Consider the following 23,071-nt stretch of genomic DNA (forward strand, 5'->3'; position numbering starts at 1 on the left):
CGTCGCCGAGTCCGAGGCACACCGGCAGTGGCGCGTCCAGCGCGGCTTCGCCCCCGAGGCCCCGTCCGAGATCTTCGACACCTGCTTCGTGCTGTAACGCGCGGAAACTCACCGCTACTGCACCACCTACCCCCGCATGAGGAGGGTGTGATGAACACTGGATTGCTCATTTTGAGGCTGGCCGTCGGCCTGCTGTACGTCGGGCATGGGATCCAGAAGGTCAGTCACCGCCTCGGCGGCCACGGGATCGATGGCGGGGCGGCAGAGTTCCAAGCAGACGGGTTCCGCGGCGGCCGGCTCACTGCGGCCGCCGCGGGAGGTGGGCAGATCGTCGCGGGTCTGCTGCTGTGCGCAGGAGCGCTCACCCCCTTGGCGGCCACCATCGCAGGGGGAGTCATGACGGTCGCGGTCACGGTCAAGTGGCACAACGGGCTCTGGGTGCAACACGACGGCTACGAGTACCCGCTTATTCTGGTGATCCTGCCGGCCGTTCTGACGCTCACCGGACCCGGCCGCTGGTCAGTCGACCAAGCCATCGGGCTGCTTCCCTGGGCCCCATGGTGGACAGCCGCGGCCGTCGGCCTCGGCATTTCCAGCGGGCTGATGACCCGCGCCCTCCTCCAACGCCCGGGCCTTCATTACTGAGTAGTAAGGCTTCGTGTCATTTGATGAGGCGCGGGCCGGACTGTGATGAGGTCACCGTCGCCGGGGCGGCCTGACTGGTGTTACGACTGCCCCCTCGGGTGTCCTTGCTGTTGATCTGTCGGTCACTCCGGCGGGGGGCTCGTTGCGGGCCATCGGCCGCGCGGGCAGTGATCGCACAGGAGCCTGCTCCACCAGGCGCTCGTCACAGTCCTGTCCTCCCGCCCGGCCGACGGTCTCGCGCTACCCGCCGCTCCCGGGAGGGGAACCAGCAGCCATGACCAGCATCCTGCAGGCCGAGCCGATCGGGAAAGTCGCCGTCGGAGTCGACACCCACAAGTACGTCACGGTAGTCCGTCCACGAAAAGCTCTTCCAGGCTCCCTTGAAAGGCAGATGGAATCGTGGGCGGTAGATCAGCCTCGATGTCTCGCCGGGACGGTAGCAGCACAGGACCCGCCACCGAGATCCGGCGTCGGGAACGGCCCCGGACCCTGACCACGGGTGTGTGACCGCGCCGGCCCCAGGTGCGGGCCCACCCTCTGCATACCGCATAACACCGGCATACCGCAGGGACCACCCACCGTCACCATCCGAGCCCAATCCGAAAAGGTCAGTCGATGCAGCCGGTGCAGCTTCGGCCTGGGAGTCGGTGGAGGAGCGCGGCCAGGAAAGCGCGGTCCGCCGGAGTGACGCGCGGCCTGTCGATCTGCCGCTGCAGGACGGCTAAATGGTGGCGCAGCGTCAAGATCTCGACGTCCTTGTCCGCAGCGCTCATCGGCAGCAGCCGTATGAAGGCGAACACGCTCGACACGGCCAGGTAGGGCAGTCGCAACAGCACGATCCATCACCCCGACAGGCCCATCCGGCGAGCACTGACCATTCGTGAGAATCTGCAGGTCACAGACCATGGATGGGGTTTTCGGCACCCGCAGGGCCGGTCTACCTCGGCTGGGAGGCCTCGCCTTGTGTTCGTAGCTGATGGTGTTGCCTAGGGCCTCGTAGAGCAGGCCTTTCTGCTCGGCGTCGGTTCGGGACCGAAGGCGACCTTTGCCTCGGCTCGAGCCGACCCCGCTTGCTGCGCTGGGACACAAGTCGTCGACGTCCGCGGACACCTGCGCGGCGGTCTGCATCGCGGTCAGGCCGGCGTTGGTGTCCAGCGCAGCCGACAAAAGCCCCTTTCTTGTCGGCGCCGGCCGCTTCTCGACAGCGGCAGCGAAGGCCGGTTCCGGCGGACCGCTGCTGGCCAGTAAGCGACGCGCGCGTTCCGGATCGCCACAGCGGCGGCGGAGATCATCGCAGGCAAGTCACCACAGACAAAGGCGCCGGTCGCCCCGCAGGGCACCGGCGCCTTCGTCGTGTCGTCGTCTCCCGCCGGGGCGGCTTCCGGCCCCCGGCGGGAGACGCGTGGGCACACCGCGCTGTGGCGGTGCGCCCCACAAGGTCAGCGGAGACCGAAGGCCCGGATCACGGTCTGTGTGACCGCGTTGCCGGCCGTGTCGTGGGCGTGAGCCCGGAGCGAGACGAACTGGGCCTGCTTCGGGGCGGACAGTCCGAACCGGCCGTCGTCACCGCTGGTGATCTCTCGCCAGGTGTGTCCGTCGTCGTAGGACACCTCCAAGGTGACGGCCGACAGGGTGCCGGCGCCCGTGGCGTGGGCGAGGTGGGCGACGGACGCCGTCAGTGTCGCGTCCTTGGCGGCCTTGCCCGCCGCGTCCGTGTCGATGCCGTAGTTGATCTGCATGAGCGGCAGGACTGCCTGCTCGTCCTCCGCCGGGGCCTGGGAGGTGAAGTCCCATTCGGTGTGCGTCGTGGAGGAGTACGGGCTCACCGTGCTGTCCCGGTTGGCGTCCAGGACGAGACGGTAAGGCAGCTTGCCGGCGCCGGGTGCGTCAGCCTGCACCACGGTGTTTCCCGAGTTCTGGGCCAGTTGGGTGTCGCCCTGGTAGAGCGTGAGGGTGTGCCGCATGCCCTGGTAGTCCATGGACATGCCGACGTGGTCCGAGCCGCCCCAGGCGGGGACGTCCAAGAACAGCCGGCTCCCGCTGCGGGTGGGCGACCTGTAGTTGTTGTTCAGGTACGGGCGCTCGATGGGCTTGAACCACTGCTGGGTCTGCGTGCTGCCCGCTTGGTAGGTGGTGCGCGGCTCGATCTCGTAGAGCAGACCGTCGACGTACGCCTCCTGGCCCCAGGAGTTTCCGGGCCCGGTGGAGACCCAGTCGACCCGCTGTGAGTTCACCGGCTCCGACATGGGCATACCGATCCCCCACCTCGGGTTGTAGACCGGCCAGTCGTAGCGGAACTCGCCGCCGCCCAGGGTCGTATCGGGGCTGTCGAAGGTGACGTTCACCCGCGCGAGGTTCTCCGGGCCGCCCTGGACGACCAGGTTGTCCGGGATCTCGTTGTGCCACGTCCGCATCAGGTCGTACACGTAAGGGCTGACCGGCTGCGAGTCCACCGAGAGCACCGCCCCGTGATCGGAGGCCTGGCCGAAGAGCTTCTCGCCCTCGTCCGTGCTCAACAGCGCGACGTCGATTCGGGCGGGGGTCCCGTTCCACGGTGTCTTGCTGTAGCTCCGGAACCCTCGCCCGGGTGTGTTGTTCACGACCAGCAGGAGCTTGGCGCCCGCCTCGATCGCCGCGGCGGCCTGGTCGGCGTCGCGGATCGTGTCGTTGCGGCGGACGACCACCGCCTTGCCCCGCGCGTTCACACCGGCGTAGTCCGCGCTCGTGCCGTCGCCGACGGCCACGAGCGGGAGCTTGTAGTGACCCTGGGGCAACGGGGTGACGTCCCGTTGCCGGAAGGCGTCGGTGAACTCGGTGGTCTTGGTGGCGATGGCGAGTGCCGGCTGCTCCTTGCGCCAGCGGGCGCCGAGGTCGAAGTCGCCGTGGGTCACCTTGTGCGTGGTGGGCTGGGCCCACAGGCTGTCGTAGTTGGTCTGGGTCTCCTGGTAGTCGCGCCAAAGCTGGCCGCCCATCGAGCGGGTGTACTCCAGGCGCTGGTAGGTCGCCTCGGTCCGCTGCGGCGTGGTCATGTCGATCCGCTCGATCTTCGAGGCGTCCAGGGTGACCGTGGTGTCGTGGTCTATCACGACATCGGGGTCACCGAGCAGCGCCATCCCCATCGAGTGCGGGCCGTGGATGCCCTGCACGGCCTTCCACTCCAGCACCGAGTAGACGTCGTCCGGGAGGTAGCCCTCCGCCGTGCCGGTCTCGTCGACGATCCACTGCTGGGGCGCGTCGTCGCCGGACCGCAGCAGGTCGACGACCCCTGACATCGGATTTCCGTGTGCGTCCTTGAGGACCACGGTCAGCTTGTGGGCGAGGTCGCCCAGCGACACCGCCGTGTGGGTGACGACCTTCCCCGCCGTGTCGGCCGCGACGACCTGGCCGGTCCAGCGGCCTTTCTCCGTCGCTTTGGAGCCGTCGATGGTGACCGTGACCTCGGCGGTGCCGTGCGCCGGCACGACGACCTGGGAGGCGGACAACTGGAACATTCCCGCAGGGGCGTCCGGGGCCTGCACGGACAGGTCGAGGGTGACCGGCACGTCACCTATGTTGGTGTACGTGACCGGGCGTTTCACCGCGCCGGACCCGTCCGCCGGCACCAGGGGGGCGAACGCGGTCGCGGAGGCGAAGACGTCGGCGCTCAGCGCCGACGGGACGTCCACCCGGCCGCTGCCCGCCTGGAAGGCGCTGTACTTGGGCGTCTGCTTCGAGCTGCTCACCAGGAGGTCCTTCAACTGGGAGCCGGTCAGCCCGGGGTGTGCGGCCGCGAGCAGGGCCGCGGCGCCCGCGACATGCGGGGTGGCCTGGGAGGTCCCGCTGAACGTCAGGTAGCTGCCCTCGCCAAACGGCGAGTATTGGGAGCGTGCCGCCAGCACGTCGACGCCGGGCGCACTGATCTCCGGCTTGAGCCCGCCGTCGACACGCGGGCCCTGGCTGGAGAAGTAGGCGACGTCGTCCGAGGAGTCGACGGCCCCCACGGTCAGGGCGGCGTCAGCCGCGGCCGGGCTGCCGATGCTTTGGTCCGTACCGGTGTTGCCCGCGGCGACCACGAACAGGGCGCCGGTCTCGGCGCTCAGGCGGTTGACCGCCGTGCTGAGGGGGTCGGTGCCGTCGGACGGGGCCGAGGAGCCCAGGCTCATGTTGATGATGTCCGCGTGCTGGTCCACCGCGGCCCACTCCATGCCGGCCAGCACCCAGGATTGCTGGCCGGAACCCGCGTTGGAGAGCACCTTGCCGATGTGCAGGCGCGCGCCGGGGGCGACGCCCTTCTCCTTGCCGTCCGACGCGGCCCCCGTGCCGGCGATGGTGGACGCGACGTGGGTGCCGTGCCCATGGCGGTCCGTCACGTCCTCGTCCGGGACGAAGCTCTGCGAGGCCGCTATCTGGCCTACCAGGTCAGGGTGTTCGGCGTCGATGCCGGTGTCCAGGACGGCGACGTCCACGCCCTGCCCCGTGTCACCGGCCTCCCACGCCTGCGGCGCGCCGATCTGGGAGGTGGACTCGGCGAGATCCGCCTTCACGACCCCGTCGAGCCAGATGCGGGCGATACCCTCGCCGAAGGCCGGTTTGCCGGACGTGGACGCGGCTGCCGCGGTTCTCGAGCCCGACGTCGGCGCGGAGGTGACAGCCCGCCAGAAGTCCGCCGACCGGTCCCGGTTCTCGGCCAGCGCGGCACCCCGGACACTGCCGAGGGCCCTGACACGGGTGGCGCCCTTGGGGGTTGCGGAACGCAGCCCTGAGGCGGCCTTGCTGTCGTACGAGACGATCAGCGGCAACTGATCGCGATGTGCGTCGTCGTAGCCGTCCGCGACGAGCCGGCTGATGTTGAACAGGCGCTTGTCCAGCGTGCCCGCCGCCACGTAGGGGAGAACGGAGTCGGGATAGACGTACAGGTCGCCGTTCGACTCCGTGATGCGCGCCTGGGCTTCCGCCCCGGCGGCACCACGCACATCGACGGTGCCGCGGCCGGCGCCGGACTGCCGTGTGACAACCACGTCACCCGTGATCAGGGTGACCGAGTGGGTGCCCGGAGGCACGTTGCGCTGCGCGGCGGGGGCGGCGGAGTCGGTGGCCGCGGCGTGGGCGGCGGACACGGCGGCGGGCTGTGCCAACGACAGGAGGGTGGCGCCGGCGACGGCGAAGACGCTCCAGCGTCTCTGTGATGATCTCAAAGGATTCCCTGACTGTTCCGTAGGGCCGGGTCGGCCCGCAAGGGATTCATGACTGAAGTGACGGATCGGCGGGGGATGGGATGGCCGACGCTGCGGACCGATGGTGGGGGCTCCAGGATCGCGGCAAGTCGGCGTGGACGATCAGAGTTAAGGCTTGTGACCGGGAGATGTATAGATCAGACCCGTGTCTGATATCGCCAGCTGGCGAACCGCGTCAAGGCCGGGCGGGTTTGGATCAGACTGGGAAGCAGCGCCGTTCGGAACCCTTGTTGGGTGGTTCGACTTGAGAACTGAGCCTCTTGGTCCACACAACACGGGGGCCGCCGCCGCGATCAGCCGGTCCGGCGTCCTGGCGCCTGCTGTTGTCGGCGATGACGGAGGCCTCCTGCAGCGCCAGGACATAGGTGAAACCGTCAGGGAATTCCGGAAAAAGGCTGTTCGGCCGACCCGGGTTTTCCGAAGGCGGTGGGGAGTCCCAGGATCGGAGCAGATCGTAGGTCACGCTCCGGACGGTGGATTGGTCAGTCCCGCTGTCGTCCGGGCTCGATGGCGAGAGTGGGCGGTACGGATGCCGCCTGCATCACCTTGATCTGTGCTTCGTCCCGTGCGGCCTCGAGTTCCTCGATACTCGCGTGGAAGCGGGCTTGTCCGGAGGGGAGTTGGACCGTTGGCTCGTCGAGTGCCGGGGTGCCGGGGCCGCGCCAGAGGCTCTCGAGGCCGGGTCCGAGGTGCTCCCGGAAGTCGGGCAGGCCGCCGGAGCCGCCACAAGGTGGAAGCTGCGGAAGGCGCCGGCGACGGCTCTGCCAATACATCTGCCACGCACACCATGTCAACAACGCCCCCTCACCCTGCGTCACCACCGAAAATGAGACAGGTCCGAACGATTTGCAGTCCCCGAGCCCGGCGACGAGGGCATGCTTTCGCGTATCGGCAAGAGCGCGAGGAACCGACAAAAGCGGGTCGATGAGGCACGACGGGCATAGGACTCGCGGTGCTCACAAGGCGTGGAGACCTTCTTGATCAATGGTTCCGTGCCCGTCCTACTGGCGAATCCCCGGCATCACTGCCTACTGGCGGGCTTGCTTGTTCGCGTGCCGGCCTCGGGACGAGAAAGATCAGGTTCTGCGCTGTCGTACCTGGCTGAGGCGGCTTACGCGGCGCCCACTCGACGCGCATCGCCGCGGACGGTAGCACGTGCTCGCTCGCCGAGCTCAGATCCAGCCTCGCTTGGCGGCTTCGGCGCCCATCTGGAAGCGGGTCTCGAGGCCGAGGCGGGAGGCGATCGTGGCGATCCGGCGGGTCACGGTGCGTGCGCTCGTGCCCAGTTGCCGGGCGATCGCCTGGTCTTTGTAGCCCGCTTGCAACATTCTCAGGAGCAGGAGATCATCCGTGCTCGGCTGGTCAGGGGTCACCGGAGTCGTCGAGACGATGGGTTGTGCCCGTTGCCAGTAGACGTCGAACAGCTCGAGGAGTGCGTCGAGCAGACCCGACTGATGGACGACGGCGATTCTGTCGTATCGTCCTCCGATCAGTGCGACCAGTGCGACACGACGGTCCATGATCCGCAGCCTGAACGGCACGGCCGGCAGAAGCCGGGCCTGCTCGCCGAGCTGGGAGAGGCGGGTGATCAGTTCGAATCGACCATGCTGCTCCAGCGCCTCAGGGCTGTACACGGACCGTATGTCGACGCCGCGGTCCAGCAGTTCCCTGGTGAAGGCCTCCTCCAACTCGGTGCTGTACGGACCCAGGTACGGTGGCCGGTCCAACACCCAGAAGTGGGAGCGGATCGATTGGGTCAGTTCGGCGACCCGCAGGGTGATCGCCTCCTCACCAGTGATCACCTCCACCAGTTCGGTCGGATGCTCCTGCAGTCGGCTGGCGCGGTACTCGCTCGCCAGGTCATCGACCACGTCCCCCACTGCGGCGATCGTCGCCTCGGAATCGGCTCGGTATTTGGCGAGCAGTGCGCTCAACGCGGTCCGCGGGCTGACCGGCTGGTACTGGCCGTGTCCTTCTGTGCGCAGCACGCCCAGTTCCACCAACCGGGCCACCGCGTGCCGTATTCGGCTGGGCGTGGCGCCAAGGTCTTCGGCGATCTCCCGCGCCGTCCGGTCCGGCTTGGCCAGAAGCGCGCGGTAGACCCGCTCATCGAACTCGCTGATCCCGAGTGCACCGAGCACCGCGCCTCCTTCTGTCGTCACCGCCCGGCGGGAGGTCGGCCCGGCAGTGGCGCGATTCGCCAGCCGACGGTATCAGACAAGAGATCAACCGCTACTATGCCGAACTCGACGCGCCTTGGTCGCCGTCGCGTCCCTATTGCGTCGGCCGGTCGGGGTGGCCCCGTGCCCAGGCCACGAACCTCGCGGAAGCGCCCCGGTGCCTCGGTCGGACGCCCGACCCGTCCGATCAGCAGCCCGCCCAGAAGGGTGACGAGCGTGGTCGCGCTGCGAGGAGCTCGCCGATCACCTTTCCGAGCGGCGGACAGGCGCGCGTGGCGTGGCCGGACGTACCGTCGGCATGGTCAACCGGCCGGGTCCGTGCACGGAGTCCACCCGGTCGGCCATGTGCCACATCACCCAACCCGTGCTGGTACGCGGGTAGTTGGGGCGTATTCAGTGGCGGCCGATGCCGTGCCGAGGGCCGCAGTTCGCCTCGCGCTCACTTGGTCGGCGCTCCCGAGGACTTCTTGTTGGGGCGCCGCGGCGGCGGTCGGCGGCATCGCTGCTGCCGCGTCGTGACGACGGCTGGGTCGGCTCCGGCGTCGAGGGCTGCTTGGTAGCGGGCGAGTCGTCGCTCGCATGCATCTTCGAATCAGTGGCGGCTACCGGCTACCGGCGAGCGCGAAGGCGAAGGTCTTCGGCCGCCATGGCGGAGCCGGGGACATTGGTGTCGAGAAACAGATCGGTGAGTGCCCAAACGCAGGAGTTGAGGAGGTCCGGTGACTTCTCCTCGGCCTCGGAGGCGCCGACGTACGTCGTCATTTCCGGGAGCGGGCGCAGGGGAGCGGCGCCTGCGAGGGCCCGATGGGTCCCGTGCTCGTTGTGGAACGCCTCGTACTCGCACAGGGCGTGCAGCAGGTGGGTTTGGTCCCAGATGGGGGTGAGGTCGAGGAGTTCGGACCTGCTGGAGCGGATCCATATCCACATCCTCAAGAGCGCGCCACAGACGCCTCGGATGAACGCTCACGCGGAGAGGTTCGTACACAAGCCGAGCCCAGGCGTCGGCCGTGTCGTCCAACAGCAATCGCACGGCAAGAACCAAGAACAAGGGCCGGGGGCTCGTGAAGGAGGCAAAAGGCGCCGGTGACCGGCCGAGCGAGCCACCGTTGGTTGCTTGGAGGGGCGGGCGCTGACGCATCTCCGGCAGGCGTCAGAAAACTCCGCCCATGCGACCTGAATCCCGGGCGGCGCTTTGTCTCACCTGGCTATGTGCCTCACCGGTCGGTGATCTCGGAGAGCCAGGCCGTGTCTTCCGGGCCCGGCGCTTCGGGGCCGGTCTCGGGCAGCCGGCGGACCTCTCCCGTGCGCAGGGCGACCGTGGCCCGTGGCCGCATCGGCCCGTCGCCCCTGCGTGAGAGCAGGACGAGTTCCCAGACTGTCGCCGTCATGGCGTCGAACCGGGTGGCGCAGTCGGCGGTGACTTGCCGCGGATCCTCGGTCCGGCCCAGGGACAGATGTGGGGTGAAGTTCTTGGCGGGCCCACGACAGCGCGGGAACCGCTGCTGCAGTACGCGGTGCAGGTCCGCCCACGGCGCCTTGCCGGCCGCCGTCGGGTCGAGCCACACGGTGAAGTACGCCCTGTGCCGGAAGGTGCGCACCCCGTCCAGCCGGGCGGTGAAGACCGGCGTCTCGGCCGTCGCCGCGGCGAGCAGCGGGGCCGCCCGCTCGAAGTCGGACTCCGGCACGAAGCCGAAGAGCACATTGACGTGCGGCGGCCAGCGGTGGATCTGCGGATCGTAGTCCCGGCGGATGTCCTGGATCGGCGGCCACAGCTCCGCAGGTGGGATCCAGGCCACCGCCGTGCGGGCCGTCGGGGACACGTCGAGGACGCCGGCGGGCTCGCCCCTGCCGGAGCTCATGTCGAAGCTCAGGTCCGCTTGCGGGTCGCGCACCCGGCCGGCGCCCGACGCGTCGAAGCGGTCCACACCCGTGGCCCGGTCCCAGACCACCTCGCCGTCCGCCTCGATGAACATCACCCGGTGCCACGGGATGTCGCCCCCGGGCACGAAGGACGACAGCGGGATGCGTTTGAGGGCATCCCCGCGCTGGCTGATCCCCAGCACGAACCGGGCCGGGTCGAACCGCGGGTCCCAGCGGACCCGGTGATAGATCTCGTCGCTGGTCCGCATCACGCCTCCTCTCCCGACTTCACACCTTCTCTTCCTCCAGGGTGCCGCCCACCCTGCCCTCGACGGTTGTTCCGCTCGCACGGCGACGCATCAGGTGCGGTGCGCCTGGCGGGGGACGGCAGGGAGAGCCGGTGCGCCTGTGCGGTGAGCACCCGCGGCAGCATTGCCGCACCTCTTCTCGGCGTCCTGACGGTTCTGGGACCGGCTTGTTCGGCACGGCCGGTAGCGTGGGCAACGAGACAGAGCCCTGCGAAAGACAAGGGCGGGAAACCATGCGGATGATCTTCAATCCCGCGGAGGAGAACGAGTACGAGGCGGTTTGTGGTCTTCTTGTCCACCGGTTCGAACAGTGGGCCCGGGAGAACGGGATCGACGCCGATCCGTTCGTCGTCGAAGCCGCGCTGGACTACCGCCATCTCGGTACGCCGGACGGCAGGCTGGGACTGTGGGACCAGCGGCACATCGAGGAGTTCCTGCTCGACTGGGTTCCGCGGACGGTGACCGTACTTCCCGACGAGGAGCCCGCCGATGCGCCGGGCACTCTGCGGTGCCTGCTGCGGTATCTGGATGACGTCCATCTTGCCGATGCCCGAGGGGCGTCCCTGCCCGAGGCGCTGGAGGCCGTCGACGCGGCGGCGCCCCGCTACGCGGAGGCGATGGCCGACCGCAGCCTCTGGGGCCTGGCGAAGTTCTGGATCACTACCGCCGCGGAGCAGGGCGTCGACGTCCACGACGAGCAGGCCTTGCAGGACTTCGTGGGGCGGGCACAGGGTGGCGAGGTGCCCTACGACCCGGAGGTGCTTCAGACCATCGTCGAGCGGCACACGCGGAGTTCCCGGCCCGTACGGTCCGAGCCTCAGCTCCCGGTCGCGCTCCCGGGCGACGACGTCCTGCGGGAGCAGGCCGACCGGTCACCGGTCCTGCGGCAGCTGCGCGAGCTGGCCGAGTGGGCGGGGCGCGACCGCAGAACGCTCACCGGTTCCGGCAGGCTGCGTCTGTCAGATGCCCGGGAACTCGTAGAGCGGCTGGACACCGGAGATGACACGGACTCGGTCCGCTCGTCCGCGGACCTGCCGCGCCTCAACCTCCTTGTGGAGTGGGCGAAGACAGCCAGGCTGATACGAGTCGTCAAGGGGAGGCTGTACGCGGTGGCCAAGGCCGAGCCTGTACTGAACGACCCGCTTGCACTGTGGCGGCGCGCGTTCGACGCGTTCTGCGAGCTACCCAGCCCAGTGAGGGGCGGGCGCGGCGGCAGGTACGGAGAGTCCCTGCTGTTCGACGAGTTCGCCATGTACGACGTCGTCCTGCCCGACGTACTGGCAACCCTCTACAGCCTGCCGTACCCCATGCCCTGGCCCGGGCTGCGCGACACCGTCCACGTCGCCTACCGCTCGAGTTTCCTGCTCGAGGCCTTCGCCACGGACTCCATCGGGTTCGAACAGGCCGATGACGATCTGCGCACCGTGCTGAGTGTTTTGGAGGACCTGGGGGCGATCGAGTGCCACCAGGGGATGGCCGCCCCTGTCTTTGCGGATCTGGCGATGAGCGAGAACGACATCGACGGGTGGGCCGGAATACCGACCGAGGACGATGACGACCTCGAGACGCCGTCCGGCACGCTGCCAGGGATGCCGACCGGACTTGCTGGGATGCTGGACGACGCCGTGCTGGACGAGACCCTGTCGGGTGACGCCCTGTTGGACGGCGCCCCGCCCGATGACGCTTTGTTGAGTGACGCTCTGCTGGATAACGAGGCTACCCAGCGGGCCCGGAAACTGAAGTCCGAACTGAGCTCGGGCCCGGTCGAGTTGATCCGTCTCACTGACCTCGGAACGGACTCCGTGCGCCGTCGGCTGCTGGCCGAAGGCCGGGATGCACCCCTGATCGGCGAGCTTGCCCAGGCCTCGCCGGCCGGTTTGCTGGGCGTCCTCGCCGATCACTACGATCCGGAGTCCGCCCGGGTGGAGCTCGCCGCGTGGATCGCCGTCCACGGCGACCGGTCCGCGGCGCTGGAGCAGCTCGTCCACGCGGTGCGGACCATGCCGTTCCGTACCCGGGCCGAGGCCATGCTGGACGTCCTCGTCTCATCGCTCGACGACGGGGAGCTCGTGCTGCGAAGCCTGCGTTCGGACTCCTCGCTGGCTCCCACCGCGCTGAGTCTCCTGGCCCGCCGGGAGATTCTCACCCCCGAGGACCTCACGGAGCCGGAAAGCCTGCTCATGGTCGCTGAGAGCCTGTTGCAGCTCTGTGAGGCGACCGGCGCCGACGGGGTGAGGGAGGTACTACGCCAACAGGGTCGCGAGGCCGAAGAGGCCCTCCGGGCGGCTCTGGCATCCGGTCACCCGGACCGGGAGGGCCTCGCGGACCTGCAGGCCCTCGCCGAGCGTGTGCCCCGGGACCGCAAGGCCCACGTCGGCCTTGTTCAGCAGCGGGGTCACCGAGAGAACGGCAGACGGGGCGGCAAGCGGCGCCGCTGAGGACCTGGCGCTCCTGGCGTGCAAGGGCGACGCCGGCGGCCGAGTGACCGCATGACAGGGATGCCGGCTGTCTTGAGGGACTCCGCCTGTGGGGCTCGTAAAGTCATCGCTGCAGGTAGGTGTAGGTGCCGGGAACCACGTCCTCGCTGCTCACTCGGCATGTTGGTACTCATGGAGGATGCCGCCGAGGCGGTCGCGCCTGCGGACGTTGAGGTGGACGAGCCGGTCCGATTCGATCAGTTTCGGGAGCGGGCGCAGGGGAGCGGCGCATGCCAAGGCCCGGTGGGGGCTGTGCTCGTTGTGGAACGCCTCGTACTCGCGCAGGGCGTGCAGCAGGTGGGCTTGGCCCCAGATGAGGGTGCGGTCGAGGAGCTCCTCTCTGCAGGAGCGGACCCTGCCCTTGCCGAAAACTTCATCCGCCCTGGTGGGAGCCGGTGTGCGCGGTGCACGGGATCGTGGTGGTGGTGTTCTCCGGTGCCTTCGACGCCGTGCTCGCCGGCGCGGACGTGCAGGTCTTTCTTTCCCCGCCGGGATCGCCGAAGGCGAATTCCTTTGCGGAACGCTGGGTCGGCACGGTCCGCCGCGAGTGCACTGACCGCCTGCTCATCATGAACGAGCGGCTCCTGCGCGCCGTCCTGGACACCTGCAAAGGCCACTACAACCGGCACCGCCCCCACCAATCCCTCCACCAACGACCTCCCCAGACCGTAGAGGCCGGGCAGCCAGCCCCGGAGATCCCGCTCGCCAACCGCATCCGCTGCACCCGACTACTCGGCGGCCTCATCAACGAGTACCAGCAAGCTGCCTGACCGCAGGCAGAGAAACGGCCTGGTCGACAGTCCGAACCAGGGTTTTCACGCGGAACGGACGTCGGGCCGGGGCACGTCACGGGAGTGCCGGCACCCATGTCGCGCAGCGTCGTGATGTGGGCCCTGAGCCGGTTCTGCCTGCCGAATGGCGTGCGCACGCGCCATTCCCCACCGTGATACTGACGGGCTACGACCCAGCCGGAGAATTCAGCAGAGGCTCCGGCACCGCCCTCTCGTCGTCAGTCAACTCCCCCTGCCACACATGATCAGGACAACGAGGCACTGATCGGGGGAGCCGTTGCCCGGTGCCTGGGCCGGTGCCGGACGGTGCTCCGGACTGGGGCCGGGAGCCGTGCCGGCCGGCGCCGGCCTGTGGGCGTGGGATCAGATGTGGCCGCCGGGCATCACGGTGAAGGATGCCGGACCGGCCGGCAGGTCCACCGTGTACTGGCGCAGGTAGGTGTCCAGGTACGGTGAGCGGTCTCCCTGAGTGGCCACGTCGTCGGACGGGTCGTCCAGGGACAGCCTCAGCACGGCGCCCGAGACATTGATGGTCTGACCCGATGGGGTGTCACGCCACGACCCGGTCTGGATCGAGCCGATCTCCACGGCCAAGACATGCCCGGCCGCCAGCGTCCAGTCGGTCGCCTTGAGGTCGACGCTCATCCGGCCCGCCTTCAGCAGGGAGACCTGCTCGTCGAACATCACGGCCTTGCCGTCCGGGCCGACGTCGTAGAGCTTGAGCATGACGTTGCCCTCGCCCTTCGCGGTCAGCGAGATGTTCGGTGTGGCGGTCAGCCGTACGTCCTGGGCGAGCGGCTGCGACCAGACGAAGAAGCTGGAACCGACCTCACCGGCCTGCTGCCTCTTCGCGATCCCCTTGGCCAGACCCTTGGGCGCCGGCTGCTCGGTCGCCGGGGCGTTCTCCATGTCCCAGTTACCCGACGGCTGCACCGCCTTGGGCGCCGGCGTGCCGGCTGCGGCAAGGTTGGCGCGGGCGGAAGCACCGCCGTCGTCGAGGTAACTGCCCCTCCCCAGCGGGAGGGTGACGTCGCGCTCCACCACCGGCCAGGTGCCCTGGGCCCGCCAGTGACCGGTGGAGTCCTCGACGGAGTACATCGGGTAGTCGACCGAGGGCTGAACTCCCTTGAGGTACTGGTCGTAGAAGGACAGCGTCTCGTCGTACCAGCCCTCGCGGCCCATGGCCAGGCGACCGTCGCTCACCCGGTCGCCACCACGCACGTGGTCCCACTGGCCGACCCAACCGCGCTCCGGGCCGGTGTGGTTGGTGAGGTACTCCTGCATCTCCTCGGGCTTGGTGTTGTTCTCGATGAAGCCCTGGGTGACGAAGAGCGGCGTGTTGGTGTCCTGAGCCATCTTGGCCAGGTCACGGGAGGTCCAGAACGGGTCGTTCTGGTCGGATATCCGGTAGCCGGCCGAGTTCTCGGTCAGGCACCCGGGGTGGTCGTCCTCGTACCGGGCGTTGGCCTGATAGTGCCCGTCGTCGTCCGACAGCGGGGCCATCGTGGCAATGCCGTTGTAGGCATTCGCGGTTCCGGTCACATTCGGGCGGGGGACGCCGTTGGAGTAGATGTACTGGTACATGTCCCAGAGGGGCTCCCCGGCGACAACGGCCTTCAGCGCGGACTGCTTCAGGTCGTTGCCGATGAGGCCGGTGACGGCGTCGTAGGACTTGCCGTACATGCCCACCGCGCCGGTCGACCACGGCTGGCTCGCGGCCCAGTTGATCGCGGCCTTCACGTCGGCCTGCTCACCGGGACCGCCCCAGTCGAGGCAGCCGGTCGAGCCGCCGAAGCCGCGCAGGTCGACCATGAGGAACGCGTAGCCGTGGGCGAAGAGGTCGCTGCCCTCGATGAAGTCCTGGAAGCGATTCGAGGGACCGGTGTGGGTCCAGCCCTCGGGGTTCGTCTGGCCCATGTGCCCGAAGTACGGGCCGATGGAGAGGATGACCGGCACCTTCTGCGTGGCGGGCACGCCTTCGGGCATCAGCAGGTCGCCGTGCAGTTCGGTAGCAGAGCCGTCCGAGGACGGGAAGTAGTGCTGGGTCCAGACCGAGCCCTTTGGAACACGGTCGTTCTGCTCGTGCGTGATGCCGTCGGTCGCGGTGGCGACCGCCGTGGTCGGGGTCTGAGCGGAAGCGGCGGCCGGTGACGCGACGGCGGGGCCGGCGAGTGCGCCGGTCAGCGCCAGAGTGGTGACGAGTGCCGAGGCGGCCCAGCCGGGCGCGCGACGTCTGTTCACATGCTCTCCCGAGTCGTCGGTACGGAGCGGAACGGCGTTTCCGGTCGAGCGGCAGCGCCCTGCCCGCCATCGCAGCGACGACGGACGGTCGCACGCATGTCAGGCACGGGACCATGTGTGCGAACCCTGGCCGGAACCGATGGCGAGCGAGCCTAAGGTCAGCACTGAAATGCGTCAACGGGGCTTTCTACCCGTCGTGTTACTGATGTGAGGAGAACAAGTCCGTTTCCGGTAGGGGTGGTTGTAGGAGACGAAGGTGGAAGTGTCTGCTGTATCCCAGCGGATGGGGCTGGTTCGCCACGTCGGCCGGGTCTTCGCCGGCCCTCGCCACGACCCTGAAGGGGGCAGCCGGGAACGCTCTGGCCGCCTGTCGGCCGGACCGCAGGATGCGCAATGGAGGGAGGACGTGATGGACGACGCCGCGCATGACCTGTGGCCCCGGGGGATCTTGAACATCGCACTGTTCGCGATCAGCTTCTTCTATCCCAGTACCAAGCGGGACTGGCGGGCGATGGGCGCACAGTACTGGTGTCGAATAGCCCACCGCTCCGCCGACATCGGTCGTCTGTTGGGCGACGTGACGAACCGCGGTCCCACACGCGGCGAGGGCTGCTCGAGCGCCCTGACGCCGCAGGCGGCGGGCGACACGGTGTCGCCCGCCGCCTGGCGGAAGGGATTCAGGTTCAGATGCTTGGGGAGTGACGTGGCGTCAGCTGGTCGCGCTGCCCGCGACCCACTCGCTCCACGGCATGTTCCAGTCGCTGAGGCCGTTGTCCGGGGCCAACATGGTCTTGTCTTCGGAGTTCTTGACGATTACGACGTCACCGATCATTGAGTTGTCGAAGAACCACGCGGCGGGCTGCTCGCCGTCGCCGCCGCCCTTGACGTCCTTCAGACCCACGCAGCCGTGGCTGGTGTTGACCTTGCCGAAGACCGCGTCGGCACCCCAGTAGTTGCCGTGGATGAAGGTGCCCGAGTCGGTCAGGCGCATGGCGTGCGGTACGGCCTCGATGTCGTAGGAGGGCTTGCCGTCTTTCTTCGTGAGGCCGACGGTCGCACCGTTCATGTGGATCTGCCTGAACTTCTCGGAGATGACCATCTGACCGTTGTACGTCGGGTGCTCGGTGCTGCCGGACGAGATCGGGATGGTCTTGATCGTCTTGCCGTCCCGTACGACGGTCATCTGCTTCGTCTTGGCGTCGACCGTGCTGATCTGGCTCCGGCCGATCTTGAACGTGACCGTCTTCTGGATGCCGTGGAGGTTGAGCGTGGCGGTGACGGTGGAGCCGGGCTTCCAGTAGTTCTTGGGGCGGAAGTCCAGGCGGTCGTCGTTGAACCAGTGGCCGACGACCCGCTGGCCGCTGCTGGAGCTGACCTGGATCTCCGACTCCACGGCGGCCTTGTTGCTGATCGCCTGGTCGAAGTTGACCGTCACCGGCATGCCCACGCCGACGGTCGAGCCGTCCTCGGGGGAGAGGTGCCCGATGAAGTTATTCGCCGGGGAGACCGTGGTGATCGTGGCGTTCCCGGTGACGGAGCGGCCCTTGGCGTCCCTGGCCTCCGCGGCGACCTGATACTTGGTGGCCTGCTCCAGCCGGCCGTTCGGCTTCCAGGACGTGCCGTCGGCGGACAGGGTGCCCGGAACCTCGGCACCGATCGCGACAGCGGTCATGGTCACCTTGGTGAGCTTGCCGTTGCTGACGGTGACCTTGACGGAGTCATTGATCCCGACGTCGTAGGCACCTTGCTGGGGTGTGATCTTTATTCGGGCGTCGGAAGCCTCCTGGGTGGCCGCCTGATCCGCCCGCGCCTGCGGTTTCGGGTGATTCCCGGCGTCGTTACCGCTGGTAGCAGCGTTGCTGGTACCGCCGAGGGCCGTGAGTGAGAGCACACCGCCTAGTACACCGACCGCAGCCACCAACCGGGTACGTCCTTTACGTGCCGTGATCAAACGCTTCTCCCGTGTCACTGGTCGTTGAATCCCTGGAGTTGGATGCCGAGGGGTCCAGCTGGCTATAAAACTACTTATATGGGTTCATCAGTCCTAAATGAGCAAACTGTGGTGAAGGCCACGCGCCGTCGAGCGCGTCGCCGAGGCCCTGCTCGACTGACGGATGGCGCGTAGTCGATCCGCTCTCGTCGCCCGGAGCCGGTCATGACGGGGACGCCCGGTTCAGGCGGAGCGCCCGGCCGATGTTCTGCACGATCTCGACCTGGGAGCCGCAGGTGTCGGCGAAGCAGATGGCCTCCACTCCGCGCCGGTGATGTCGACGCCTTCCCCGAGGACCCGCCCGGAGGCGAGGAAGGCCCTGAGCTCAACCCGATGGTTGGTCGCCCGGAGCGAACCAGGTGCGTGCGCCCTGAGCTTGTCCCTGTCTGAGGGGAGCCAGACAGCACGGTTGGCGCCCGGTTTCCGCCCCGGCGGCGTCAGCACCGGGGAACCACATCTGCGTGACCATCCGCGCGTGTGACGGTTACGTCGGTTGTGCATACTTTGACTTCGGGCAGACCGGCTGTCGTAGGCGCCGTCATGTCACTCCTCCTTCTCCTCGTTACAGTCCTGAACGGCTCCCCAGTCACCGCCGGCAGCCACGCGCCGCCCGCGGCGGACCCCGACGCGATCCGTGAATGGAACACGATCGCCAGCGACACCATCGGCACCAACCTCGGCGCCACCCGCCCCTCGGGCCAGGTGGTCATCTGGCACGGGTTCGTCTCTGCTGCCGTCTACAACGCCGTGGTGGGCATCCGGGGCGACTACGCTCCTTACAGGTGGCAGGTGCGCGGCCCCTCCACCGCGTCGCCCGAGGCGGCCGCCGTGGCCGCGGCCCACCGCGTGCTGGTCACCTATTTCCCCGCCTCCCAGGCGCCGCTCGATGCCGCCTACGCCGAATCCCTCGCCAGGATCCCCGAGGGCAGCGCCAAGACGCAGGGCGTGGCCTTCGGGGAGCAGGCCGCCGAGCACCTCATCGACCTGCGCGAAGGCGACGGCCGGGATGCACCAGTGCAGTTCACCGCCCCGCCCGCACCCGGCGTCTGGCGGCCCACCCCACCCAGCCACCAGCCCTTCATCGACCCCTGGCTCGGCAGACTGCGCCCGATGCTGCTCACCTCCCCGGCCCAGTTCCGTCCCGGGGTCCCGCCCGCGCTGTCCTCGACCCGCTATGCCCGGGACGTGAACGAGGTGAGGACCATGGGGGCGAAGACCGGGTCGCCCCGCACCGCGTTCCAGACCGAGACCGCCCTGTTCTTCGGGGGCAATCTGGCGGTGCAGATCCAGGCGGCGCTCCAGGACTACACGGCTCGGCACCACCTGGGCATCGCTGAGACGGCACGGCTGTTCGCCGCGGCGAACACCTCGGCCACCGACGCCGTCGTCGCCGCCTGGGACGCCAAACTCCACTACGGACGCTGGCGGCCGATCACCGCCATCCAGCTGGCTGACACCGACGGCAACCCCGCGACCCCGGCCGACCCGCAGTGGCAGCCGCTGCTCGTCACGCCACCGCACCCCGACTACATCAGCGGCCATGCCACGGTCGCCGGCGCCGTGACCCAGACCCTGAGCGGACTACTCGGCACCCTGCGCCTCGACCTCACCCTGTTCTCCGAGGCCACCGGCACCACACGGCACTACGAATACGCCGACCGACTCAACGAGGACATGATCAACGCCCGCGTCTGGGCCGGGATCCACTTCCGCTCCGCGGATGTGGCCGGGTGCCGGGCCGGCAGCCGCATCGGCGCCTGGGCGGTCACCCACTACTTCCGGCCGCTGCGTTCATCGCACGCCCAGGCCTCGCCGACGGCACGGCCCACGTGCCCGCAGACCGGTACGCGCTGATGCCCTGACACCTTCCCGGCCAGGACCGTCGGCGGGTACGTGCCGAGGCGTGCACCCGCCGATGGTCCCGTCCCCCGTGCCTTCTTGGGGGAGTTCAGCGAACTGGTGACCATGTGTGGTCGCCGGGAGCGTATCGACTCCAGCAGTCGGCACTGGAGCTGTTGGGCGTCGAGTGAGGGTTCCTTCTTCCGGGTGATGGCGGGGCCCGCACCGTGCTGTCGGGACGGGGCGACGAACCCCTCGATCTGGCCCGCACCAACGTCGTGCGAGGCCTCTCCTCCTAAGAAGCCACGGCCTCGGGGGAGTCGGGGTCCTTGAGTCCGAGGAGACTCATGACGGCACGGCCGATGCCGTCCAGGTCGTACTCTCCCAGTGCGACACCCGAGGCGCGTGAATGCTTCGTGACGCCGACGAACGCACCGAATGCCATCGAGAGCAGCACCTGCGGGTCGCCGGGACGAATCGCGCCGATGGCCTGTGCTTGCCGCAGGATCTCCACCAGGTCGCGGTTGAGCCGATCAACCACTTCCAGCGCCTGCGGTCGCAGATAGGCCCCGTGCACCTGGTGCTCGAGAAACGAGAACGCCTGGGGGTGGGTGATGGCGAACGCGACCTGATGCTGCCAGACGAGGCCGATTGCGGTCACGGGATCGGCCTTGCGTACGTCCTCGGTGATCACGGCGTCGGCGAACGCCGCCTTCGCCTCGGTGAAGACCGCCTCGCCCAGGGCCTGCTTGTTTGCGAAGTAGCGGTAGATCGAGCCCACCGCGACCCCGGCCCGGGCGGCGATCTCCGGCACGTTCGTGCCGTCCCAGGTGCGCTCGTCGAACAGCTCCAGCGCAGCGTCCATCACTTTCCTGCGCAGCGGGGTCTCGTCGGCAGTCACAGAGGGGGGCATCGGCACGAGTGAAACTTCGTTCAGCGACTCGATCTTGTCAAGCGGAGACGCTATGCTGTCCGTGAATGAATATTCATTCACGGTCAGAAGGAGTGTGTCGATGAGGCGCTACGGGCACTGGATCGCAGGCATGGAAGTCGAAGCGGCATCGGACGGCCGGCTGCCGTCCACGTCCCCCGGCGGCGATGAGGTCGTGCACGAGATCGCCCTCGGCGACGCCACCGACGTGGACCGCGCCGTCGAGGCGGCGGCCGGGGCGGTCGACGGATGGTGGAACCGCCGGCCCGTCGAGCGGGGCCGCGTGCTGGCAGCTATTGCCGCGCGCCTGCGCGAGGAGGCCGCCGGCCTGGCGGAGCTGGAGTCGGCCGAGACCGGCAAGCCCGCCTGGCAGTCCCCATTGGAAGTGGAGGGTGCCGCCGCATACTTCGAGTTCTATGCCGGCCTGGTGAACCTGCCCGCGGGCGAGGTGGTGAACATGGGGCCGGGCTTCCATGCATACACCCGGCGCGAGCCGCTCGGTGTCGTCGGCGTCATCACCCCGTGGAACGCGCCCCTCAACCAGGCGGCTCGCGCGATCGCTCCGGCCCTTGCGGCCGGCAACACCGTCGTGGCCAAGCCTTCCGAGTTCACCTCGGCGACCACGCTCGAACTGGCCCGCATCGCCACCCAATCCGGCCTGCCCGACGGCGTCCTGAACGTCGTCACCGGTACCGGTGACACCGTAGGCGGAGCGATCGTCCGGCACCCGAAGGTCCGCAAGGTGGCGTTCACCGGCTCGACCCGCGCGGGACGCGAGATCGGCCGAGTCGCTGCCGATCGCATCATCCCGCTCACGCTGGAGCTGGGCGGTAAGTCCCCCAACATCGTCTTCGCGGACGCCGACCTCGCCGCGGCTGCCCGCGTCGCCGTCGAGGCGTTCCTGCCCAACGCGGGCCAGTCCTGTATGGCCGGCACCCGTCTGCTGGTCGACGCGAAGATCCACGACGAGTTCGTGAACGCACTGCGCACCGTGCTGACGCACGTGACACCGGGGGAGACCTACGGGCCGCAGATCACCCGCGCCCAGTTCGACAAGGTCAACGAGTACTTCAAGGTCGCCGAGCAGGACGGTGCCACCCTCGTGACCGGTGGCCGCCCGACCGGGATCGGGTGGGTCATCGAGCCGACGGTCTACACGGACGTGACTCCGGAGATGCGCATCGCCCGCGAAGAGATCTTCGGGCCGGTGCTCGCCGTCCTGCGCTTCACCGACGAGGACGAAGCCGTGGCCATCGCCAACGACTCCGACTACGGCCTGGTCGCCGCCGTCTGGACCAGCGACGTGACCCGTGCCCACCGCGTAGCCTCACGGCTGGAGGCCGGTCAGGTCTACGTCAACGCCTATCCGCCCGGCATGATGGTCGAGGGACCGTTCGGCGGCTACAAGAACAGTGGGTACGGTCGGGAAAAGGGACTCGAGGCGCTGCATCACTACACGCAGACGAAGTTCGTCGCCGTCAAGCTTCAGGAAGACCAGCAGGTGTGGTGAGGCGGGATGCATATTGAGGTTCCCGGGACGGCGGCCAGGGGCTTGTGGCCGTACTCGACCAACTCCATGTACACGCAGTACGCGGTCAACAGCGACTACGCCTACAACAAGGATGCGGTGGCCGGGGACACCTACACCTGGCAGCCGACCGTTGCGCAGGCGGGTTCGTACCGGGTGGACGTGCACTCGATCCCGGCGAGTGACCGGGCGACGAACGCGCCGTACACGGTGACGTACAACGGCGGCACGTACAGCGGCACCATCGACCAGTCCGCCGGGACCGGCGGCCCGATGGGTGGAGAGGCGTCCGGCTCTCCACCCATCGGCCCGGGTTTTCAGTCCCGGTCGCTTCGGCGGGCTGCTAGTGCAGCCGCCCGAGCCGCACGGCTCAGGTGGCGTCACCGCCCCGGCCGTGACTCAGTGACCGGCGGGACCGTGGCTCGGCATGCCGATGTCGGAATGGCCGGCCGCCTTCTTGATCTCGGCGGCCTCCCGCTGGTCGAGGACCCCCTCCTTCCGCAGCGTCGTGACGATGTCCCCCACGTGCGAGACGAACGTTCCGTGGTTGTCCCAGGCCCGGTGATCCTCGATCAGCTCGTTGATCGTGCAGCCGTTGGTCGTGACGCGGTTCGGGACACCAGTGTTGATCGAGCCGACGAACACGGTGGCGCGGTCGTCCGTTTCAGGACAGTAGGTCGGCGGCTTGCTGTCGACGACGGTGAGGGACAGCGACTGCGGCGTGGACGTGTTACCGGCCTTGTCGGTCGCCCGGTAGAGGAAGGCGTGGCTCCCAGCTCTGTCGATCACCACCGGTGCGGAGTACTGCAAGTAGGGGCCGCCATCGAGGGAGTACTCGACCCTCGCCACACCTGAATCCGTGTCCGAAGCCGTCACGGTGACCGTCGCACTGCCGACGTAGTCACCGGAGTCGTTCTTCGTGCCGGAGACAGAGGCCGACACCTGCGGCGGCGTCCTGTCCTGCGGGGGAGCCGCCACGATGGTGAACTCGACGGATTTTGCTGGTGAGGTGTTGCCTGCTTTGTCGGTCGCGCGGTAGGTCAGTGTGTGGTGGCCGACGGTGTTGAC

General features: G+C 68.5%; 16 protein-coding genes and 4 pseudogenes. 5 read left to right on the forward strand and 15 right to left on the reverse strand.

The genetic code is table 11. From position 1 onward, the window contains the following. Positions 1–150 precede the first annotated feature (150 nt). Positions 151–645 (forward strand): DoxX family protein, encoded by a 495-nt coding sequence (locus tag ACFYXB_RS42255; protein ID WP_389590528.1) that lies wholly within the window; start codon positions 151–153, stop codon positions 643–645. Between the two features lie 334 nt (positions 646–979). Here ACFYXB_RS42255 and ACFYXB_RS42260 read toward each other — a convergent pair. The 8 genes and pseudogenes from ACFYXB_RS42260 to ACFYXB_RS42295 form a co-directional block, all read right to left on the reverse strand. After that, positions 980–1,142 (reverse strand): annotated as a pseudogene (locus tag ACFYXB_RS42260) (DDE endonuclease); the annotation flags it as partial. Positions 1,143–1,253: 111 nt separating this feature from the next. Next, positions 1,254–1,481, reverse strand: coding sequence for a hypothetical protein (locus ACFYXB_RS42265; RefSeq protein WP_389590530.1), 228 nt, complete (start codon positions 1,479–1,481; stop codon positions 1,254–1,256). A 603-nt stretch (positions 1,482–2,084) separates the two neighbouring features. Beyond that, positions 2,085–5,759: a S8 family serine peptidase gene (locus ACFYXB_RS42270; RefSeq protein ID WP_389590532.1), complete on the reverse strand. Its 3,675-nt coding sequence runs from the start codon at positions 5,757–5,759 to the stop codon at positions 2,085–2,087. A gap of 295 nt (positions 5,760–6,054) precedes the next feature. After that, positions 6,055–6,321 (reverse strand): hypothetical protein, encoded by a 267-nt coding sequence (locus tag ACFYXB_RS42275; protein WP_389590533.1) that lies wholly within the window; start codon positions 6,319–6,321, stop codon positions 6,055–6,057. A 19-nt stretch (positions 6,322–6,340) separates the two neighbouring features. After that, on the reverse strand, positions 6,341–6,631 hold the full coding sequence (locus ACFYXB_RS42280; protein WP_389590535.1) for a hypothetical protein: 291 nt from the start codon (positions 6,629–6,631) through the stop codon (positions 6,341–6,343). Between the two features lie 399 nt (positions 6,632–7,030). Continuing rightward, the gene (locus ACFYXB_RS42285) at positions 7,031–7,999 is read right to left on the reverse strand and encodes a winged helix-turn-helix transcriptional regulator (protein WP_389590536.1); all 969 of its coding nucleotides are present in this window, start codon (positions 7,997–7,999) and stop codon (positions 7,031–7,033) included. Positions 8,000–8,647: 648 nt separating this feature from the next. After that, positions 8,648–8,965, reverse strand: a complete 318-nt coding sequence (locus tag ACFYXB_RS42290; RefSeq protein ID WP_389590539.1) for a hypothetical protein — start codon at positions 8,963–8,965, stop codon at positions 8,648–8,650. A gap of 335 nt (positions 8,966–9,300) precedes the next feature. Continuing rightward, positions 9,301–10,167 (reverse strand): annotated as a pseudogene (locus ACFYXB_RS42295) (RNA repair domain-containing protein); the annotation flags it as partial. A gap of 278 nt (positions 10,168–10,445) precedes the next feature. On the opposite strand from ACFYXB_RS42295, the gene ACFYXB_RS42300 reads away from it, so the two are divergent. After that, positions 10,446–12,644 carry a hypothetical protein gene (locus ACFYXB_RS42300; RefSeq protein ID WP_389590540.1) on the forward strand — a complete coding sequence of 733 codons (2,199 nt, stop codon included), beginning with the start codon at positions 10,446–10,448 and terminating at the stop codon, positions 12,642–12,644. A 150-nt stretch (positions 12,645–12,794) separates the two neighbouring features. On the opposite strand, the pseudogene ACFYXB_RS42305 reads toward ACFYXB_RS42300, so the two are convergent. Next, positions 12,795–13,037: pseudogene (locus tag ACFYXB_RS42305) on the reverse strand (integrase); the annotation flags it as partial. 62 nt (positions 13,038–13,099) lie between these two features. On the opposite strand from ACFYXB_RS42305, the gene ACFYXB_RS42310 reads away from it, so the two are divergent. Then, the gene (locus tag ACFYXB_RS42310) at positions 13,100–13,453 is read left to right on the forward strand and encodes an integrase core domain-containing protein (RefSeq protein ID WP_389590541.1); all 354 of its coding nucleotides are present in this window, start codon (positions 13,100–13,102) and stop codon (positions 13,451–13,453) included. 384 nt (positions 13,454–13,837) lie between these two features. Here ACFYXB_RS42310 and ACFYXB_RS42315 read toward each other — a convergent pair whose 3' ends face one another. The 3 genes and pseudogenes from ACFYXB_RS42315 to ACFYXB_RS42325 all read right to left on the reverse strand — a co-directional run. Further along, complete coding sequence (locus ACFYXB_RS42315) at positions 13,838–15,715, reverse strand: CocE/NonD family hydrolase (protein WP_389590542.1); 1,878 nt, start codon at positions 15,713–15,715, stop codon at positions 13,838–13,840. Positions 15,716–16,424: 709 nt separating this feature from the next. After that, positions 16,425–17,663: an Ig-like domain-containing protein gene (locus ACFYXB_RS42320; protein WP_389590552.1), complete on the reverse strand. Its 1,239-nt coding sequence runs from the start codon at positions 17,661–17,663 to the stop codon at positions 16,425–16,427. Between the two features lie 220 nt (positions 17,664–17,883). Further along, positions 17,884–18,110 (reverse strand): annotated as a pseudogene (locus tag ACFYXB_RS42325) (hypothetical protein); the annotation flags it as partial. A 135-nt stretch (positions 18,111–18,245) separates the two neighbouring features. Here ACFYXB_RS42325 and ACFYXB_RS42330 point away from each other — a divergent pair. After that, positions 18,246–19,559 carry a vanadium-dependent haloperoxidase gene (locus ACFYXB_RS42330; RefSeq protein ID WP_389590543.1) on the forward strand — a complete coding sequence of 438 codons (1,314 nt, stop codon included), beginning with the start codon at positions 18,246–18,248 and terminating at the stop codon, positions 19,557–19,559. 280 nt (positions 19,560–19,839) lie between these two features. Here ACFYXB_RS42330 and ACFYXB_RS42335 read toward each other — a convergent pair whose 3' ends face one another. Next, the gene (locus ACFYXB_RS42335) at positions 19,840–20,457 is read right to left on the reverse strand and encodes a TetR/AcrR family transcriptional regulator (RefSeq protein WP_389590544.1); all 618 of its coding nucleotides are present in this window, start codon (positions 20,455–20,457) and stop codon (positions 19,840–19,842) included. A 100-nt stretch (positions 20,458–20,557) separates the two neighbouring features. On the opposite strand from ACFYXB_RS42335, the gene ACFYXB_RS42340 reads away from it, so the two are divergent. Continuing rightward, positions 20,558–21,985: an aldehyde dehydrogenase family protein gene (locus ACFYXB_RS42340; protein ID WP_389590546.1), complete on the forward strand. Its 1,428-nt coding sequence runs from the start codon at positions 20,558–20,560 to the stop codon at positions 21,983–21,985. A 131-nt stretch (positions 21,986–22,116) separates the two neighbouring features. Here ACFYXB_RS42340 and ACFYXB_RS42345 read toward each other — a convergent pair whose 3' ends face one another. Together ACFYXB_RS42345 and ACFYXB_RS42350 are read right to left on the reverse strand one after the other, a co-directional pair. After that, a complete protein-coding gene (locus tag ACFYXB_RS42345) occupies positions 22,117–22,308 on the reverse strand; it encodes a hypothetical protein (RefSeq protein ID WP_389590548.1) in 192 nt (63 codons plus the stop codon). A 94-nt stretch (positions 22,309–22,402) separates the two neighbouring features. Further along, positions 22,403–23,071: OmpL47-type beta-barrel domain-containing protein (locus ACFYXB_RS42350; protein ID WP_389590550.1), on the reverse strand; the 669-nt coding region annotated here is incomplete at its 5' end.

It is taken from the genome of Streptomyces sp. NPDC002619 (assembly GCF_042889305.1).
In the GTDB taxonomy this organism is placed as follows: Bacteria; Actinomycetota; Actinomycetes; order Streptomycetales; family Streptomycetaceae; genus Streptomyces.